This window comes from Paraburkholderia sp. Tr-20389, assembly GCF_017104565.1.
GTDB lineage: Bacteria > Pseudomonadota > Gammaproteobacteria > Burkholderiales > Burkholderiaceae > Paraburkholderia.
The window spans coordinates 36,166-53,031 of sequence record NZ_JAAGPD010000049.1 but is presented as its reverse complement, the minus strand read 5'-3'; the positions used below and the strand labels follow the sequence as shown (position 1 = coordinate 53,031).

Here is a 16,866-nt window from a genome sequence, read left to right as displayed (position 1 = left end):
GCTTTCAGTCAACTCGTTCGCCCGACGCCGCTAGTGCGTAGCGGGCGGCGAGCCGCCGTGCGTGCCCGTGTCCCGGTCTGCAGTCCGCATCCTCGATGCGGCGGATCGCGTCGGACATCGGCATCGGCATGGCGCCTTCGATCACGTTTCCAGGATTCTTCATGCGCATCGTTTCCGCTGCGCTGTCCGCTCGCACGCCGCTTTCGCTCGCGTGTGCGACAGTGTTCGCCGTCCATCCAGCATGGGCCGATGAAAGTACGACCGATCGTGCCGCTATCGACCATCCCGCGTCCGATACTTCGGTCTCCCATTCTTCTGTAACGAACAGTTCCGCGAATTCGTTGACGGCATCCGCCAACACGTTGCAGGCTGTGAGCGTGACGGCCGCGCGCACCGCGCCCGCGTTCGCGCCCGACACGCCCGGTGTCGTCGAAACCGTCACGCGCGAGCAGATCGACGCGCGCAACATCGTCAACACGGAAGACGCGCTCAAGTACGCGCCGAACGTGATGGTGCGCAAGCGCTTCACGGGCGACCGCAACTCTGTGTTCGCGGGCCGCGACTTCAACGAACTGCAGAGCGCACGCGGTCTCGTCTATGCCGACGGTCTGCTGCTGTCGAACCTGCTGGGTTCGAGCTATGCGTATCCGCCGCGCTGGTCGTTGATCGCGCCCGACGATATCGCGCAGGTCGAAGTGCTGTATGGCCCGTTCTCGGCGCTGTATCCGGGCAACTCGATCGGTTCGACCGTGCAGATCACGACACGCAAGCCGGAGAAGCTCGAAGCGTCGCTGGACACGCAGCTCTTCACGCAGCACTACGACGATGCGTATGGCTTCTCGAAAAACTTCGGCGGCAATCACGAGACGGCGCATATCGCCGATCGCGTCGGCCGGTTCTGGTATTCCCTGACGCTCGACCGGCTCGAGAACAACAGCCAGCCGCTGCAGTACGCGAGCCCGAGCAGCACGTACAACGCAAAGCTAGGCACGCCCGTCGCCGTGACGGGTGCGGCGTCCGACATCGGCCCGAACGGCCAGCCGCGCGTGATCGTCGGCCCGCAGATGATGGAGCGCACCGAGCAGATCAACGAAAGCGTGCGCATGGGATATGCGCTGACCGACCACGTCGACGCCACGTTCACGCTCGGCCACTGGGAAAACCACTACAAGGACCGCGCCCAGACGTTTCTCACGGACGCCGCGGGCAATCCCGTGTATGCGGGCAACGTGACGATCGGCGGGAAGAACTACACGATCGCACCGACCGCGTTTTCGCCCGCCAACGGCGATCAGGAGAACTGGCTCTACGCGTTTGGGCTGAACGCGCGGCTCGATTCGGGCTGGAAGCTGTCGGGCATCGTGTCTGCCTATGACGTATCGCGCGACGTGCTGCGCTCGTCGACGACGGCGCCGCCAGCCGCGTACGCCGGCGGCCCCGGCACGATCTTCTACGGCGACGGCACCGGCTGGCGCACCTTCGACCTGAAAGGGGAGTCGCCTTCATACGCGGGCCACACGCTCACCGTGGGCTATCACTTCGACAACTACTTCCTGCGCAACGAGACCTACAACACATCCGACTGGCTGAACGGCTCGCCGTCGACGCTCGCCAGCACCTATCGCGGCGACACGCGTACTCAGGCGCTCTACGGACAGGACGCATGGCATTTCGCACCGGGCTGGCTGGCGACGCTGGGCCTGCGCTACGAGCGTTGGGACGCCTACGATGGCGCGCTCGGCAACAGCGCGTCGACCTTCGGCTATGCGGACCGCAGCGCGAACGCGCTGTCGCCGAAGGCATCGGTTCAGTGGCAGGCGACGCAGGACTGGTTGTTCAGGCTGTCGTTCGCGACGGGCACGCGCTTTCCGACCGTCGCCGAACTGTTCCAGGGAACGGTCTTGAACAACGCGATCGTCAACAACAACCCGGGCCTGCGTCCGGAGAAGGCAATCGACTGGGACTTCACGGCTGAGCGCGATGTCGGCGTCGGCGTCGTGCGGGCGAGCGTGTTCCAGAGCGACCAGCGCGACTCGATCTACAGCCAGACCACCGTCAGCGGCGCGACGACGGTCACGAACATCTCGAACGTCGACCGCGTGCGGGTGCGCGGCGTCGAACTCGCATTCTCCGGGCAGAACGTGCTGCTGCACGGACTCGACCTCGACGCGAACGTGTCGGCGACGAACTCGCGCATCCTGGCCGATTCGGCGAACCCGTCGTACGTCGGCAAGCGCTTTCCGCGCATTCCCGTCGTGCGGGCCAATCTGCTCGCGAACTATCACTTCACGCAACAGTGGCAAGGCAGCGTGGGGATGCGCTATTCGGGGCGCCAGTACAACACGCTCGACAACAGCGACATCAATCCCGACGTCTACGGCGGCACCAGTTCGTTCTTCGTGATCGACCTGAAGGCGCGCTATCAGATGGGCAAACACTGGCTGGCGTCAGTCGGCATCGACAACCTGACGGACCGCCGCTACTACGTCTTTCACCCGTATCCGGGCCGCACGTTCTACGGAGAACTCAAATGGTCGCTTTAAGAAAATGGGCGGCGGCATGGGCCGCCGGCTTCTCGCTGATTCAGCCACTGATGGCGCACGAGGCAGCGGGTGACTCGCATGCCATGCATGGCATGCAGATGGACACACAGGGCGGTGGCATGAGCATGAGCGGCGGCGCGGCCAAAGCGTCGCAAGCCGTGAAGACGCCGCTCGCAACGGGCGCAGCGTTCGATTCGAAGCATCGTCTGTGGGTAACGTGGGTCGAGGGGCAGCACGTCGTCGTCGCGCATGCGGACAAGGCGGACGGCAAGCGCCTCGCGCTGACGCCGCCCGTCACGGTCAACGCGATGCCGGAGCCGATCTATACCAGCGCGGAGAATCGTCCGAAGATCGCAGCGAGTCCCGACGCGAAGACGATTTACGTCACCTGGTCGATGCCGCTCGACGCGCCGTACACGGGTATGGTCCGCTTTTCGCGCTCGACGGACGGCGGCGCGACGTGGAGCGTGCCCGCCACCGTGCACGGCGACCGTCAGCCGATCACGCATCGCTTCGATTCGCTGATCGTCGATGGGCAGGGGCGCAGCTTCGTCACGTGGATCGACAAGCGAGATCTCACGCTCGCGAAAAAAGCGGGCAAGCGGTACGACGGCGCGGCCGTCTACTACGCGGTATCGACGGATGGCGGGCAGACGTTCCAGCCCGAGCGCAAGGTCGCCGACCATACGTGCGAATGCTGCCGGATCGCGCTGGCGCTAGACAACGAAGGCCGCGTAGAGGCGATGTGGCGCAACGTATTCGAAGGCCAGATCCGCGATCACGCGCTCGCCGTGCTGCCCGCCGACGCGGCGCAGCCGGTCGTCCCGATCCGCGCGACCTTTTCCGGCTGGCATATGGAAGCGTGTCCCGAACACGGTCCGGCCCTCGCGATCACGCCCGACGGCGTGCGGCACATGGCCTGGTTCAGCGTGGTCGACGGACGCGCGGACGTCTACTATTCGCGCCTTTCCGCCGAAGGCAAACCGATGGGCGAACCGTGGGCGTTCGGCGACACGGGCAAGCCGGACGAACAGGCGTCGCATGCGGCGCTGGTCGCGCGCGGCAAGACGCTGTGGCTCGCATGGAAGGACTTCGACGGGGACACGATGCGCCTGATGCTGCGCCGCTCCGACGACGAAGGCGCGCACTGGAGCCCGCCGCGCACGCTGGCGCAGACGGCGGGCGGCAGCGACAACCCGCAGTTGCTGGACGACGCGGGCCGCATCTATCTGTCGTGGCGCACACAGAACGACGGCTACATGCTCGTGCCCGTCGATGGAGAGAGTGGACAATGATCAAGCGAACGTTAATGACGCTGGCGGCGTGCGTGCTTGCGGTTTCGGCCCACGCTGCCGATCTCCAGCCGCTGCGCGCATCGGAAGTCGACGCAGTACTTGGCGCGTCGCAAGGCAAGCCGCAGATCGTCGAAATCTGGTCGCTCGATTGCGGCTATTGCCGCGAGAACACGGCGCGTATCGTCGAGTGGCAAAAGAAGCATCGTGATGTGCGCCTGACGATGGTCGCAATGGATCCGATCGACGAGAACGCGGCGGCGCTGTCGCAGGTGCTCGCGTCGCTGCCGCTGCCGTCGCACACGGCGCTCTACGCGAATGCCGAGGCGATGCCCGAAAAGCTGCGCCGCGCGCTCGACGCCAACTGGCATGGCGAGATGCCGCGCACGCTGCTGATCGATGCGCGCGGTGCGCGGCAGGCGTCGAGCGGGTTGTTGCAGCCCGCGACGCTCGATGCGTGGCGTCGCTGACGCGTACTAATCGGGGCGAGTGGTGCGGTGGCGCGTGCGAACGGCTTTCCCGGCGCGTTTCGCCATCGCTTCGTCGACTGCGTCGCGCATGCATTGCGCGACGAGTTCCGCCGCTTTGGTACGCGACGCGCGCACCGGCCGGGCAATCACCAGCGGCTGACGGATGGTCTCTTCGCGAATGGGGCGCTCGATCGCACTCGCCGACGCCGCGTTCGCTTCGCCTTGCGTGATCAGCAGCGACACGCCGAGGCCGTTCGCCACCATGCCGCGCACCAGTTCGAGCGAGGTCGCCCGATAACGCACTTCAGGCGCGAGTCCGCATTGCCAGAACGGCGCCATCAGAAACTCGCGGCTGTGCGGCAGATCGATCAGGATCAGCGGCTCTTTCGCGAGATCGTGCAGCGACAGCTTGCCTGTCTTTTTAGCGAGCTTCGATGACGCCGGCACCAGCGCATACGGGCGGAGTTCCGCGAGGCATTCGCGCTCGATATCGGCGGGCAGGCCGACGTCGTACATCAGCGCGAGTTCGATCCGGCTGCTGCGCAATGCGTCTTCGAGCTGCATCAGATCGCCTTCGATGAAGCGGATCGACAGATCGGGAAAGCGCTCGCGCGCGATGCGCAGCAGCACGGGCAGATAGACGGGCGCAATCGTGCTGAACACGCCGATCTGTACTTCACCTGCGGCGGCGTTGCCGGTGTCGTCGGCTTCGAACGATGCGGCCGCGTTCAGCAATTGATGCGCCTCCGCGAGCTTGCGCACACCGAAACGTGTCAGCGTCATCTTCGCGCCCGACTCGCGCGTGAACAGCGTGTCGTCGAACAGTGCTTCCAGCTCGCGAATGGCGACGGAAATGGAGGGCTGCGACACGTTCAGCTGTTTTGCAGCCGCCGTCGTGCTGCCCGTTTCGGCCGCCGCCGTGAAATAACGCAGAAGCCGCAACGAGATACGCATCAAAAAAACCTATAGGTGCTAATTCAATTCAATATTTTACTTGATAGGCTCCACCGCCCAGAATCAATTCATCTCTGATGAAAGGAGCGTTCGATGCAACGTTCGACTCTGCCGCTGGAAGGCCTGCGCGTGATCGACTTTTCGCGTGTGCTGGCGGGCCCGTATTGCGCCGCGCTGCTCGGCGATCTGGGTGCGGATGTGATCAAGATCGAGCCGCCCGCGGGCGACGATTATCGTGTCGTCGGTCCATTCGGCGCGGATGGCGAAAGCGGCCTGTTCGCCGCGATGAACCGCAACAAGCGCAGCATCGTGCTCGATCTCAAGACGGAAGCCGGGCGCGAACTCGCGCGCGCATTGTGCGCGGACGCCGATGTCGTCGTCGAGAATTTCAGGCCGGGTGTCGCCGGCAAGCTGGGGATCGGCTACGCGGACTTGAGTGCGATCAATCCGTCGCTGGTGTACGCAAGCGTGTCGGGCTTCGGGCAGACGGGGCCCGAATCGCATCGACCCGCCTACGACATCATCCTGCAGGCGATGTGCGGGCTGATGGACGCGACAGGTTCGCCGGACGGAGCGCCGACGATGATCGGCGAGTCGGTGTCGGACGTCGTCAGCGGCTTGTTCGCGTCATGGGGCGTGCTCGCCGCGTTGCTCGCGCGCGAGAAGACAGGCAAGGGCACGCATGTCGACGTGTCGATGTTCGATGCGACGCTCGGCCTGAGCGCGACGCTCGTCGCGCGCTACGCTGCGACCGGCCTCGCGCCGCGCCGCGTTGGCAACCGGCATCCGTCGTCGGCGCCGTTCGGCGCATATCGCGCAGCCGATGGCTTCTATGTGGTCGCGGTGCTGAACAACAAGCTCTTTGCCGCTTTCGCGGATGCGATCGGCGCGCCGCATCTGAAGGGCGATCCGCGTTTTGCCAGCGACGCATCGCGCTGCACGCACGAAGCTGATCTGCGCGCGACGATCGAGGCATGGTCGTGTACTCGAACGGTCGAGGAGGTCAACGCGGCGCTTGGTGCCGCGGGCATTCCCGTCGCGCCGATCCGCAATCTGTCGGAAGCGCTCGAAAGCGAGCACGCGACGCATCGCGCACTGCTGACGGACGTGCATCGCGACGGCAGACCTGCGACGCGTCTGCCATCGCAGCCGGTGAAGTTCTCTGCATACGGCGTCAATCGCGTGTCGCCTGCGCCGATGCTCGGCGAACATGCCGACGCGCTCTTGCAAGCGCTCGGTTACGACGCTGAAGACATCGAGTCGTTGCGGGAACGTGGCGCGTTCGGCGCCCGTGTGGCGACGACGAGCGCTGTCAATCGCAAAGAGGAGCGGGATCATGCATAAGCGGCTGGGTATCGAAGACAGCGACCTCGAAATCGCCGATGCGATCTCGCGCTTTGCGCAAAGCGAACTCGCGCCGCGCGCCGCGCAGGTCGACCGCGACGAGCTGTCGACGGCGCGCCATGTCGCGCAGCTCGCCGAGCTAGGTGTGATGGGCATGAACCTGCCGGAGCGGTGGGGCGGCGTCGAGGCGTCGCCGGTGGCGATCGTGCTGTCACTGGTGGAGATCGCGAAAGCGTGCGCGTCGACGTCGTCGATGATCGGCGCGCATTATCTCGCGACCGATTCGATACTGATCGGCGGCGACGATGCGTTGCGCGATCGCTATCTGCCCGACGCGGCCAGCGGCAACAAGCTCGGCGCGTTCGCGTTGACGGAGCCGCGCGCGGGTTCCAATCCCGCCGACATGGCGACACGTGCGATGCGCGAAGGCGACGGCTACCGGATCACGGGCGTCAAGCACTTCATTTCGAACGCCGACGCGGCGGGATTCATCGTCGTGTATGCGAAGACCGATGCCGATGCGGGCACGCGGGGCATCAGCGCGTTCGTGGTCGACAGGCACGCGCCGGGCGTCGATGTCGCGCCCGCCGAGAAGCTGATGGGCATTCGCGGCGCGCCCGCGCATGAAGTGGCGCTCGATTGCTTCGTTCCCGCTGCGAACCGTCTTGGCCCGGAAGGCAGCGGATTCAGGACGGCCATGAAGGTGCTCGACAACAGCCGGCTCGATGTGGCCGCAACGAGTCTCGGCATTGCGGAAGCGGCGATGTCGGCGGCCATCGGCTGGTTGAAAGAACGGCGCGTGGGCGGCGAGCCGCTGTCCAGCCGCCAAGGTTTGCAGTGGACGATCGCTGATATGAAGACGCGGCTCGAGGCTGCGTGGCTGCTGACGTTGCAGGCGGCCGTAAAGCGCGCGGCAGGCGTGCCGTTCACGCAGGATGCGTCGATGGCGAAGCTTTATGCATCGGAGATGGTCGCGTTCGTCACCGATGCGGCATTGCAGATGCACGGTGGATACGGCTTCACTCGCGAGATGCCGCTGGAGCGCTTCGTTCGCGATGCGCGGATTCTGCGTATCTACGAAGGTTCGTCCGAGATCCAGCGGACGGTGATCGCGCGGACGGTGCTGGGGTGAATGGGAAAGGCACTTCGCTTTGCTATAGCGATGAAGCGCACGTCGAATTCGACGCGCAAAACAAAAAGCCCAGTCGCGAGGACTGGGCTTTTTGTTTGATTCTGCTGGTGCCGGAAAGAGGAATCGAACCCCCGACCTTCGCATTACGAATGCGCTGCTCTACCGTCTGAGCTATTCCGGCTCCGTTGTTGCTTTCGTTTAATTCGTCAGCAACGAAGAAGTGAGATTATGGAGCCTCTTTTCCGACTTGGCAAGTGCTTTCTCAACTTTTCTTTTCGAGGTGGTAGCGGGTCACGCGATCCACTTCGTTCTTCGAGCCGAGGAACACGGCGACGCGTTCATGCAGGCTCTTCGGCTGAATGTCGAGAATGCGCTTTTCGCCGTTGGTCGCCGCGCCGCCTGCCTGCTCGACGATGAACGACATCGGGTTCGCCTCGTACATCAGGCGCAGCTTGCCGGGCTTCGATGGATCACGCATGTCGGCGGGGTACATGAAGATGCCGCCGCGGTTCAGGATGCGGTGCACATCCGCGACCATCGATGCGATCCAGCGCATGTTGAAGTCGGCCTGGCGTGGACCATCCTTGCCCGCGTTCAGTTCGCCGATGTACTGCTGCACAGGCTCATACCAGTGGCGTTGGTTCGATGCGTTGATTGCGTATTCGCGTGTTTCGACGGGGATGCGCATGTCGCTCTGCGTGAGCACCCACGAGCCCAGTTCGCGATCGAGCGTGAAGCAGTTGACGCCGTTGCCCGTGGTCAGCACGAGCACGGTTTGCGGGCCGTACACGGCATAACCGGCTGCGACCTGCTGCGTGCCCTTTTGCAGGAACGACTGTTCCGTGGGTTGCTGGCCGTCCGGGCAGCGCAGCACCGAGAAGATCGTGCCGATCGACACATTGACGTCGATGTTCGACGAGCCGTCGAGCGGATCGAACACGAGCAGGTATTCGCCCTTCGGATAATTCGCGGGGATCGGGAAGAACTGTTCCATTTCTTCCGATGCCATGCCGGCGAGGTTGCCGCCCCATTCGTTGGCTTCGAGCAGAATTTCGTTCGACAGGATGTCGAGCTTCTTCTGCACTTCGCCCTGCACGTTTTCGCTACCGGCCGTGCCGAGCGCATCGCCGAGTGCGCCCTTGCTGACGTGATAGCTGATGGCCTTGCACGCTCGCGCGACGACTTCGATCAGCAGGCGCAGATCGGCGGGCAGATTGTTGTTCTCGCGCTGCTGCTCGATCAGGTACTTCGTGAGAGTGGTACGACGTTGCAAAGACATTGCAGTACTCCGGAGAGGCTTGGGAATTCCCCGATTTTAACCTTTCGATGTTCGGGTTCCGTGACTTTAAATAATCCACGTGTTGCAGGCTCGCCTGGCGTCGCGATCGCCGCGCTTCACGACGGCACGACAAAGGCGCGTCAGCGCGACCCGGCAACCCGGCGCGTGGCGGCCGCTGCGTCTTCGGCGGCCTTTAGCTGTTCGCGCGCCAGCCTGGCATGCTTCGGTTGCCGCGAGGGCGGTAGCGGTTCGATCTCGCGCTCGATCCGCTCGCCCGATTCCGCAATCGCAATGCGCAAGTCGTACGCGATCTGAAGGTTGAGCCAGAAGTGTGCGCTATTGCCGAAATAGCGCGACAGGCGCAAGGCCGTTTCCGACGAAATGGCCCGTTTGCCGCGCACGATGTCGTTGATGCGCGGCGCCGGCACGCGCAGTTCCAGCGATAGCGCATGGGCCGACATGCCGAGCGGTTCGAGGAACTCACTGCGCAGGACGTCGCCAGGCGTGGTTTCCGGCATGTGTTCGCCGGTGGAAACGTCGGAGAAGTCGGCGTTGTTCAGTTCAGAGCGTTTGATGACCATGATGGCTTTCTCACGAATCAGTGATAGTCGACGATTTCGACATTGAGCGCGTCGCCGTCGAGGTAGAGGAAACAGATGCGCCACTGCGCGTTGATACGGATGCTCCATTGCCCGCTGCGCCTGCCTTGCAGCAGTTCGAGCCGGTTGCCGGGCGGTGCGAATATGTCCTTGATCGACCTTGCGGCATCGATCAACAGCAGTTTGCGGCGTGCGATCAGTTGCACTTCGCGCGGCAGCGACTGCACGAAAATGCCTTTGAAGACAGCGGCCGTTTCCTTGTCGCCGAACGTTGATATCATGGGAAGTGTATAACGTGTCATGTTAAACGTAAACCATTATGTGAACACGTTCAGTGTGATCCCGATGATCTGGTGAAACGAGTCGGACGAAAGGCGTAGGTGAAATGGCAAGCCGCAAATAAAAAAGCCGGCACACGTGCCGGCTTTCGACTTCACTGATAAAGCGCAGAATCAGGCCAATGCTTTCTCGACGATTTCGCGCACATCGCGCGACTTCGCCTGCGCCGCGACTTTTTCGAGCGCCGCGCGCATCTGGTCGCGCAGCCTGGGCGTGAAGCGCCGCCACAGTTCCAGCGCCCGCGCGAGACGCGCGGCAACCTGCGGATTGAGCGCGTCGAGCGCGATCACCTGGTCGGCCCAGAACGCATAGCCCGAGCCGTCTTCCGCGTGGAACTGCGCGGGGTTCGCCGAGCAGAAGCTGAAGATCAGCGAACGCGCGCGGTTCGGGTTCTTCAGGTTGAACGCGGGATGCGTCATCAGCTTGCGCACGATCTCGATGACGGGGCGCTGCTTCGCGCCGCGTTGCATCGCCTGCAGCGCGAACCACTTGTCGATCACGAGCGGCTCGTTTTCGAAGCGGCGGTAGAAGTCGTCGAGCGCCCCGGCTGCGGCCGCGCCGCCGTTCGACGCCGCCGCGGTCAGCAGCGCGGACAAAGCCGACGCGCGATCCGTCATGTTGTTCGCCGCGTCGTACTGCGCCTTGGCGAGACGCACGGCGTCGGCGGGATCGTCGAGTTCGGCGAGATACGCCAGCGCCAGGTTCTTCAGCGCACGACGGCCGGCCGCCGTGGGCGTCGGCTCATAAGCGCCCGGCGTCTGATGACGTTCGTAGATCGCGAGCCAGTCGCCCTTGAGCGCCGATGCGAGGCGCTTGCGAACGAACTGGCGCGCGCTGTGCACGGCGGCGGGATTCGACTCTTCCATCTGCTCGGCGAGATACGCCTCCGACGGCAGCATCAGCGCGAGTTCGCGGAACGCCGGCGACAGCGTCTCGTCGTTCAGCACACGGCCGAAGGCGGCGACCACCGTGTCATCCACTTCCAGCGCCTTGCCCGTTGCCGCGTGTTCGGCGAGCGTCAGCAGCTCGCGCGTTGCGAGGCGCTGTCCGGCTTCCCAGCGGTTGAACGGATCGCTGTCGTGCGCGAGCAGGAACGCGAGTTCGTCGGCCGTGTAGTCGTACTCGACCACGACGGGGGCCGAAAAATTGCGCAGCAACGACGGCAGCGGCTTCTCGGCGACGTCGACGAACGTGAAGCTCTGTTCGGTCTGCGTGAACTCGAGCACGCGCGTGGTGTGCGGCGACGCCGATGCTTCGCCTTCGAGACGCAGCGGCATGTCGTTGCCGTCATCGCCGATCAGGCCGATCGCAAACGGAATCAGCAGCGGGCCCTTCTGCGTGTCGCGTGCAGCGGGCGAGCCGTCGCCGTAGCCTTGCCTGAGCTTCACCGTGTAGCGCTTCTGCGCGGCGTCGTAATGCGTATCGACGCTGATGCGCGGCGTGCCCGCCTGGCTGTACCAGCGTTCGTATTGCGCGAGATCGCGGCCGTTCGCGTCGGCCATCGCGTGACGGAAGTCGTCGCAGGTCACCGCCTGGCCGTCGTGGCGCTTGAAGTACAGATCCATGCCGCGCCGGAAGCCTTCGCGGCCGAACAGCGTCTGATACATCCGCACGACTTCCGAGCCTTTCTCGTAGACGGTCATCGTGTAGAAGTTGTTGATCTCGACGTAGCTTTCCGGGCGTACGGGATGCGCCATCGGACCCGCGTCTTCGGCGAACTGCATCTGGCGCAGTACACGCACGTCTTCGATGCGCTTGGTTGCGCGCGCTGCCTGGTCCTCGCCGGAACTGCCGCCGCTTGCCATGTCCGCGGAGAATTCCTGGTCGCGGAACACCGTCAGCCCTTCCTTCAGGCTCAGCTGGAACCAGTCGCGGCACGTGACGCGATTGCCCGTCCAGTTGTGGAAGTATTCGTGGCCGACTACGGCTTCGATGTTGGAGAAGTCGGTGTCAGTTGCCGTTTCGGGGTTCGCCAGCACGTACTTCGTGTTGAAGATATTGAGCCCCTTGTTCTCCATCGCGCCCATGTTGAAGTCGCTCACGGCGACGATCATGAAGCGGTCCAGATCGAGTTCGAGACCAAAGCGCGCTTCGTCCCAGCGAATGGAATGGATCAGCGAATCCATCGCGTGACGGGTCTTGTCGAGATCATGAGGCTCGACCCAGACCTGCAGCAGCTTTTCCTTGCCCGAGCCCGACTTCACGCGCTCTTCCAGCGCAACGAGCTTGCCCGCGACGAGCGCGAACAGATAGCTCGGCTTCCTGAACGGATCTTCCCAGCGCGCGAAATGGCGGCCGTCGGGCAGCTCGCCCTGCTCGAGCAGGTTGCCGTTGGACAGCAGCACTGGGTACGCGGCCTTGTCGGCGCGCAGTGTGACCGTATAGGTGGCCATCACGTCCGGGCGGTCGAGGAACCACGTGATGCGGCGGAAGCCCTCGGCCTCGCACTGCGTGAAAAAGTTGCCGCTCGATACATAGAGACCCGACAGCGTGGTGTTCGCGGCAGGGTTGCAGATGCCCGTCAGCGTCAGTTCGAACGAATCGGGTACGTTGTCGACGGTCAGGCCGTGCTCGTGCGCATGCACGTCTGCATACGGCTTGCCGTCGAGCGACGCTTCGACGAACGTCAGATCTTCGCCCATCAGGTCGAGATGCGTGGCGCGCACCGCGTCGGGATTGCGGCGGATGCGCATCGTATTCCTGACGACCGTGCGCTCCGGCACGAGATCGAACTCGAGCGCGACGGTATCGATGAGAAAGGCGGGCGGCGCGTAGTCGGCGCGGCGGATCACTTGAGGCGTTTCGGTATCGGCCATGATGTGCGTTCGGGAATAAGCTCGAAGCCGGCGCGTTGTATACAGCGCAACAACGGGCAGCGCGCCGGGTGATCGGACCATTGTACAAAGCCTCGGCCGATCGTGCGGACAGAACTTTTTACCGTCGTGCGCAGTCAGCGTATTATCGGGCCGCCCGCGCGGCAGATGCGGGCGACGATGCCAACGAGGACGACCATGAAGCTCGACCGATTGACCCGCCACGCGGCACTCGTGCTCGCCACGCTGCTGGCCGGCTGCACGACCTACGTGACGACGCAGGTCACAGCCTTTTCCGACTGGAGCGGCAGCGACGCGACGCGCACTTACGCGTTCACGCGCACACTGGATCAAAAGAACAATCTCGAACAGGCCACGTACGAGCAGATCGTCGCAAACGAACTCGCGCTGCACGCGTTCCGGCAGACCGACGAGCGCGACGCGCACTATCTGGTGGCACTCGCTTACGGCATGCGCTCGGACACCGTGACCGTCGCGCAGCCCGTCTACTACAGCCCGTGGCCGGGCCCGTACTACTGGGGCCGTCCGTTCGATCCGTGGGGGCCGTGGGGCCCTTGGGGTCCGTATCCGACGGGCTATGTGAACCAGAGCTACCCCGTGTACACGCATCTGCTCGGCATCCGCATCACGGATCGCGCGACGGGCAAGGAAATGTACAACGTGACGGCGCGCAACACGGACGAGGAGTCGTCACTGATCGCCGCCATGCCGTTTCTGGCGCGCAGCGCGATGTCCGATTTCCCGATGGCCAACGGCGTGGTGCGCACCGTGAAGCTGCCCGTCGACGGAAAGGGCGGCATGTCCAACGAAGTCGCCGCCGACAGCGCCGCGCCGCCCGTGCCGGCGTCGGGCGCGAAGACGGTTCAGTAGCGGCGTCTTCGTTCTCCGCGTTCAGGCAAAAAAACGGCCGCATCGTGTGAGCGATGCGGCCGTTGCAATTTGCGGCAGCGATTGTCAAATCGCTGCGCAGTCGAACAATCAGACGCCGATGCCCATCAGCGCCATCGCGCCCAGCACGACGAACATGACGGCGGCAATCCCGTGCACGAGCTTCGTCGGCAGCTTGTGCGCGAAGCGGTCGCCGAGCAGGATCGCGGGGACGTTCGCGAGCATCATGCCGAGCGTCGTGCCCGCGACCACGCCGAAGAAATCGTGGAAGCGCGCGGCGAGGGCCACGGTTGCGATCTGCGTCTTGTCGCCCATTTCGGCGAGAAAGAAGGTGACCACGGTCGCGCCGAACACGCCGAAGTGCGTGCGGTTGGTGTTCGCTTCGGCGTCGTCGAGCTTGTCGGGCACGAGAATCCACAGACCCATGCCGATAAAGGACGCGGCCAGCGCCCAGCGCATCACGGTGGGCGTGACGAGCGAGCCGAGCCACGCGCCGAGTGCGCCGGCGCCAGCGTGATTGACGAGAGTGGCGACGAGCACGCCGAGAATGATGGGCAGCGGCTTGCGATAGCGGGCCGCGAGGACGAGCGACAGCAGTTGCGTCTTGTCGCCGATTTCAGCGAGCGCGACCGCGCCGGTCGAGATCAGAAAAGCTTGTTCCACGTTTGATAGATTCCCCGGGCCGAGATGTGTGCGAGCGACGACCCACGACGCGCCGGGCCCTAGAGCGGCGGTAGTGGATCATCGGTCTCGCCAGGCCAGAGGCTGCGTCTGCCATGACCACAACGGTCAAGTCTGTTGACAGGCGCCCCCGCGAATCACACACGCTGCGCTCGCCGGCCATGAGCCTGGCCGTTGCGCGGGTATGAGGCGGGGCGGCTACTCCCCAATGAGCGGCGGAGTATAGCACGGCAGCCTGCATAAAAGCGAAGATTGAGCGCTGCTTGCTGCTTACTTGTGCTTTTTTGCCGGTTTGCAGCAGGTCGTTGCAAAACCAGTCGCAATTATCGTTTTTTAACGTATTCGTGGCCGGGTCCAATGGGAATGCGCGGTAACACTTCGGGTGATTTCCCGCATGTCCACGTGCACGGTCCGGCCGCGGGAAGGCCCGTCGTAGATGGCTCCGCGAGGCGGCGGAGGGGTTTCGTCGCGCGCAAGAGACGGATACAGATGGATACGTCTTTTCTGGCTGATTTCGGCCAGAATGCTCTGTATCATTTCGGGCGGCCGTGGTAATGACCAGACGAAAGCCCGTTTTGGCGTCCCGCCCCTAAATAATCACCGCTGCGTGCCGTTATTTTGGTGACTCCTTAAAAGAAAAGTGGACTCATCAAACTGGCGTCGCGCCCCGCCCGGGTAGCGCGCTTCACGTGCTGTCGACGGCAGGCGCGCCTCTGGCGCCAGCAGCCTTCACGCGCGAACACCGATATGCCCGATCTGCACTGGACAATTCCGGTTGCTCGCTGGTCTTCGTGGCCCGCCGTCGCAGCCGCCGCCCCCGACGTTGGCTTTATCGAGCCGATGGTGCGGCGTCGTCTCAGCACGCTGTCGCGCATTGCGCTGAAAGTCGCGCACGACTGCGCCGCCGACAAACCCAGCGTCCGGATCGTGTTCGCGTCGCGCCACGGCGAGCTGCGCCGCACCACGGACATCCTGCGCAACATCAGCGCCGGTGAGCCGGTGTCGCCGACTTCCTTCAGTCTTTCCGTGCTCAACGCGATGACGGGCGTGTTCGGCATTTCGCGCGGCGACCGTTCGGCTGCGAGCGCGCTGTCGGCGGGCGCCGAAACGCTCGGTTATGCGCTGCTCGAAGCGCACGCGCAATACGCGACCGACACTTCGACCCCCGTTTTGCTCGTCTATGCCGATGAACCGGCCGATCCCGCCTACGGAACGATCGAAGAAGAAGTGCAGGGCGGCGCGCTCGCGATCCTGCTCGACGACGCGCCGGCGGGGCGGCTGACCTGCTCGCGCGCGGCCGCGACAGCGGAAAACGCGCCGGCGGATCCCGCGGGCACTCTCTTTGCAACGCAGAGTCAGGCTGTGCATCACTGCCTCGACACGCGTACGGCCGCGCAGTGGCGCAGCGAGTACGCCGTCTGGGAATGGAGCTGGGATGAAGGCGTGGCTTGACTACCACTGGCGTCTCATCGCGACGGCGCTCGCGTTCACCGCATTCGGCATCTGCGGGCTCGGCTTTTCGCTGATCCTGTTTCCGATTGCCTGGCTGTGGCCGCATCGCGCGTCGAAACAGCTGGCGATCACCGCGATCATTCACGCGTTCTTCCGCGCGCTCGTCGCGGTGCTGCGCTGGGTCGGCGTGATGGAACTCGATGCGCACGGTGTCGCGGCGCTGCGTCGCAAGGCCAGCGACCCGGCCATCGTCGTCGCGAATCACCCGACCTGGCTCGACGTGATGGTGCTGCTGTCGCTGACCCCGCGCGCGTGCTGCGTCGTCAAGAGCGCGCACTGGGGCAATCCGTTTTTCTGGGGCGTCGTGCGCGCGGCCGAGTACGTGAGCAACGCCGATCCCCTCGAACTCGTCGAGGCGGGCGCGCGGCAACTCGCGCGCGGCTACACGATGATCATTTTTCCGGAAGGCACGCGCAGCCCGGCGCGCAACCGGATGCATGCGTTTTCGCGCGGTTTCGCGCACATGGCGCTCAAGTCCGGCGCGCCGATTCTGCCCGTCCTGATGGACTGCGATCCGCCCGCCTTCACGAAGGGCATGCGCTGGTACAACGTGCCCGAGCGTGCGTTCCGCATGCGCGTCAACGTGCTCGACCCGCTCGGCACGGACGCATTCGCGACGCACGACGAACCGCCCGCGCTGGCTGCCCGCACGGTGACGAGCGCCATCGAAGCACACATCACCCAGCACCTGTTCGACTATGGATTCTTTAAAGCTTGAAATCAAACAGCTTCTGATCGAAGCGCTCGATCTGGAAGACCTGACGCCCGCCGACATCGACGACGACGCGCCGCTCTTCGATACCGACGGCGTCGGTCTCGATTCGATCGACGCGCTCGAAATCGGCATCGTGCTGCGCAAACACTATCAATTGACGATCGCGGCGAACGATGAACGCACGCGAGAGCACTTCCGCTCGATCAATACGCTTGCGGCGCTGGTGGCGAGCCAGCGCGAGCTTGCGCATGAATCGGGCGACACCACAAAGAAAGGGGAATGAC

16 protein-coding genes, 1 tRNA gene and 1 riboswitch are annotated in these 16,866 nt (G+C 64.2%); of the genes, 9 read left to right on the top strand and 8 right to left on the bottom strand.

Features of this window, described 5'->3' with window-relative positions; genetic code table 11:
- Nucleotides 1-4: 4 nt before the first annotated feature.
- Nucleotides 5-163 carry a hypothetical protein gene (locus G3N95_RS33660; protein ID WP_205974413.1) on the bottom strand — a complete coding sequence of 53 codons (159 nt, stop codon included), beginning with the start codon at nt 161-163 and terminating at the stop codon, nt 5-7.
- Between G3N95_RS33660 and G3N95_RS33655 the strand changes: the two genes are divergently transcribed.
- From G3N95_RS33655 to G3N95_RS33645, 3 genes are all read left to right on the top strand, one after another.
- Nucleotides 162-2,543 carry a TonB-dependent receptor gene (locus G3N95_RS33655; protein WP_205974412.1) on the top strand — a complete coding sequence of 794 codons (2,382 nt, stop codon included), beginning with the start codon at nt 162-164 and terminating at the stop codon, nt 2,541-2,543. The genes G3N95_RS33660 and G3N95_RS33655 overlap by 2 nt on opposite strands.
- An 83-nt stretch (nt 2,544-2,626) precedes the next feature.
- Nucleotides 2,627-3,838: a glycoside hydrolase gene (locus tag G3N95_RS33650; protein WP_241019102.1), complete on the top strand. Its 1,212-nt coding sequence runs from the start codon at nt 2,627-2,629 to the stop codon at nt 3,836-3,838.
- Entirely contained in the window at nt 3,838-4,305 is a 468-nt protein-coding gene (locus G3N95_RS33645; protein WP_205974445.1) for a TlpA disulfide reductase family protein, read from the top strand. Before G3N95_RS33650 ends, G3N95_RS33645 begins: the two co-directional genes overlap by 1 nt.
- 6 nt (nt 4,306-4,311) lie before the next feature.
- Here G3N95_RS33645 and G3N95_RS33640 read toward each other — a convergent pair whose 3' ends face one another.
- Nucleotides 4,312-5,259 carry a LysR family transcriptional regulator gene (locus G3N95_RS33640; protein WP_205974410.1) on the bottom strand — a complete coding sequence of 316 codons (948 nt, stop codon included), beginning with the start codon at nt 5,257-5,259 and terminating at the stop codon, nt 4,312-4,314.
- Nucleotides 5,260-5,352: 93 nt separating this feature from the next.
- Here G3N95_RS33640 and G3N95_RS33635 point away from each other — a divergent pair, with 93 nt between their 5' ends.
- Both G3N95_RS33635 and G3N95_RS33630 read left to right on the top strand, forming a co-directional pair.
- A complete protein-coding gene (locus G3N95_RS33635; RefSeq protein WP_205974409.1) occupies nt 5,353-6,603 on the top strand; it encodes a CoA transferase in 1,251 nt (416 codons plus the stop codon).
- A complete protein-coding gene (locus G3N95_RS33630) occupies nt 6,596-7,735 on the top strand; it encodes an acyl-CoA dehydrogenase family protein (protein ID WP_205974408.1) in 1,140 nt (379 codons plus the stop codon). Before G3N95_RS33635 ends, G3N95_RS33630 begins: the two co-directional genes overlap by 8 nt.
- A 105-nt stretch (nt 7,736-7,840) precedes the next feature.
- On the opposite strand, the gene G3N95_RS33625 is transcribed toward G3N95_RS33630, so the two are convergent.
- The 5 genes from G3N95_RS33625 to pepN form a co-directional block, all read right to left on the bottom strand.
- Nucleotides 7,841-7,916 (bottom strand) — tRNA-Thr (locus G3N95_RS33625).
- 81 nt (nt 7,917-7,997) lie between these two features.
- The gene (locus G3N95_RS33620; protein ID WP_205974407.1) at nt 7,998-9,014 is read right to left on the bottom strand and encodes a class 1 fructose-bisphosphatase; all 1,017 of its coding nucleotides are present in this window, start codon (nt 9,012-9,014) and stop codon (nt 7,998-8,000) included.
- Nucleotides 9,015-9,154: 140 nt separating this feature from the next.
- Entirely contained in the window at nt 9,155-9,595 is a 441-nt protein-coding gene (locus G3N95_RS33615) for a HigA family addiction module antitoxin (RefSeq protein WP_205974406.1), read from the bottom strand.
- Nucleotides 9,596-9,612: 17 nt separating this feature from the next.
- Nucleotides 9,613-9,894, bottom strand: a complete 282-nt coding sequence (locus G3N95_RS33610; protein ID WP_205974405.1) for a type II toxin-antitoxin system RelE/ParE family toxin — start codon at nt 9,892-9,894, stop codon at nt 9,613-9,615.
- Nucleotides 9,895-10,065: 171 nt separating this feature from the next.
- On the bottom strand, nt 10,066-12,768 hold the full coding sequence (gene pepN, locus G3N95_RS33605; protein ID WP_205974404.1) for an aminopeptidase N: 2,703 nt from the start codon (nt 12,766-12,768) through the stop codon (nt 10,066-10,068).
- 195 nt (nt 12,769-12,963) lie between these two features.
- Between pepN and G3N95_RS33600 the strand changes: the two genes are divergently transcribed.
- Nucleotides 12,964-13,656, top strand: a complete 693-nt coding sequence (locus tag G3N95_RS33600) for a DUF4136 domain-containing protein (protein ID WP_205974403.1) — start codon at nt 12,964-12,966, stop codon at nt 13,654-13,656.
- 108 nt (nt 13,657-13,764) lie between these two features.
- Here G3N95_RS33600 and G3N95_RS33595 read toward each other — a convergent pair whose 3' ends face one another.
- Nucleotides 13,765-14,337 carry a TMEM165/GDT1 family protein gene (locus tag G3N95_RS33595; protein WP_205974402.1) on the bottom strand — a complete coding sequence of 191 codons (573 nt, stop codon included), beginning with the start codon at nt 14,335-14,337 and terminating at the stop codon, nt 13,765-13,767.
- 54 nt (nt 14,338-14,391) lie between these two features.
- Nucleotides 14,392-14,574: riboswitch (yybP-ykoY riboswitch) on the bottom strand.
- 528 nt (nt 14,575-15,102) lie between these two features.
- Here G3N95_RS33595 and G3N95_RS33590 point away from each other — a divergent pair.
- Genes G3N95_RS33590 through G3N95_RS33580 form a run of 3 tightly spaced genes read left to right on the top strand, consistent with a single transcriptional unit; the run spans nt 15,103 to nt 16,865 of the window.
- Nucleotides 15,103-15,807 carry a beta-ketoacyl synthase chain length factor gene (locus tag G3N95_RS33590; RefSeq protein ID WP_205974401.1) on the top strand — a complete coding sequence of 235 codons (705 nt, stop codon included), beginning with the start codon at nt 15,103-15,105 and terminating at the stop codon, nt 15,805-15,807.
- Nucleotides 15,791-16,585 carry a lysophospholipid acyltransferase family protein gene (locus G3N95_RS33585; RefSeq protein WP_205974400.1) on the top strand — a complete coding sequence of 265 codons (795 nt, stop codon included), beginning with the start codon at nt 15,791-15,793 and terminating at the stop codon, nt 16,583-16,585. The genes G3N95_RS33590 and G3N95_RS33585 overlap by 17 nt, the downstream gene beginning before the upstream one ends.
- Nucleotides 16,566-16,865 (top strand): phosphopantetheine-binding protein, encoded by a 300-nt coding sequence (locus G3N95_RS33580; RefSeq protein WP_012400100.1) that lies wholly within the window; start codon nt 16,566-16,568, stop codon nt 16,863-16,865. The genes G3N95_RS33585 and G3N95_RS33580 overlap by 20 nt, the downstream gene beginning before the upstream one ends.
- Nucleotide 16,866 lies beyond the last annotated feature (1 nt).

Excerpts from the sequence above, each read along its gene's own strand:
- G3N95_RS33655 (WP_205974412.1), top strand. The coding sequence starts at position 162 with ATGCGCATCGTTTCCGCTGCGCTGTCCGCTCGCACGCCGCTTTCGCTC.
- G3N95_RS33660 (WP_205974413.1), bottom strand. The coding sequence starts at position 163 with ATGAAGAATCCTGGAAACGTGATCGAAGGCGCCATGCCGATGCCGATG.
- G3N95_RS33650 (WP_241019102.1), top strand. The coding sequence starts at position 2,627 with ATGCATGGCATGCAGATGGACACACAGGGCGGTGGCATGAGCATGAGC.
- G3N95_RS33640 (WP_205974410.1), bottom strand. The coding sequence starts at position 5,259 with ATGCGTATCTCGTTGCGGCTTCTGCGTTATTTCACGGCGGCGGCCGAA.
- G3N95_RS33635 (WP_205974409.1), top strand. The coding sequence starts at position 5,353 with ATGCAACGTTCGACTCTGCCGCTGGAAGGCCTGCGCGTGATCGACTTT.
- G3N95_RS33630 (WP_205974408.1), top strand. The coding sequence starts at position 6,596 with ATGCATAAGCGGCTGGGTATCGAAGACAGCGACCTCGAAATCGCCGAT.
- G3N95_RS33620 (WP_205974407.1), bottom strand. The coding sequence starts at position 9,014 with ATGTCTTTGCAACGTCGTACCACTCTCACGAAGTACCTGATCGAGCAG.
- G3N95_RS33615 (WP_205974406.1), bottom strand. The coding sequence starts at position 9,595 with ATGGTCATCAAACGCTCTGAACTGAACAACGCCGACTTCTCCGACGTT.
- G3N95_RS33610 (WP_205974405.1), bottom strand. The coding sequence starts at position 9,894 with ATGATATCAACGTTCGGCGACAAGGAAACGGCCGCTGTCTTCAAAGGC.
- pepN (WP_205974404.1), bottom strand. The coding sequence starts at position 12,768 with ATGGCCGATACCGAAACGCCTCAAGTGATCCGCCGCGCCGACTACGCG.
- G3N95_RS33600 (WP_205974403.1), top strand. The coding sequence starts at position 12,964 with ATGAAGCTCGACCGATTGACCCGCCACGCGGCACTCGTGCTCGCCACG.
- G3N95_RS33590 (WP_205974401.1), top strand. The coding sequence starts at position 15,103 with ATGCCCGATCTGCACTGGACAATTCCGGTTGCTCGCTGGTCTTCGTGG.
- G3N95_RS33585 (WP_205974400.1), top strand. The coding sequence starts at position 15,791 with ATGAAGGCGTGGCTTGACTACCACTGGCGTCTCATCGCGACGGCGCTC.
- G3N95_RS33580 (WP_012400100.1), top strand. The coding sequence starts at position 16,566 with ATGGATTCTTTAAAGCTTGAAATCAAACAGCTTCTGATCGAAGCGCTC.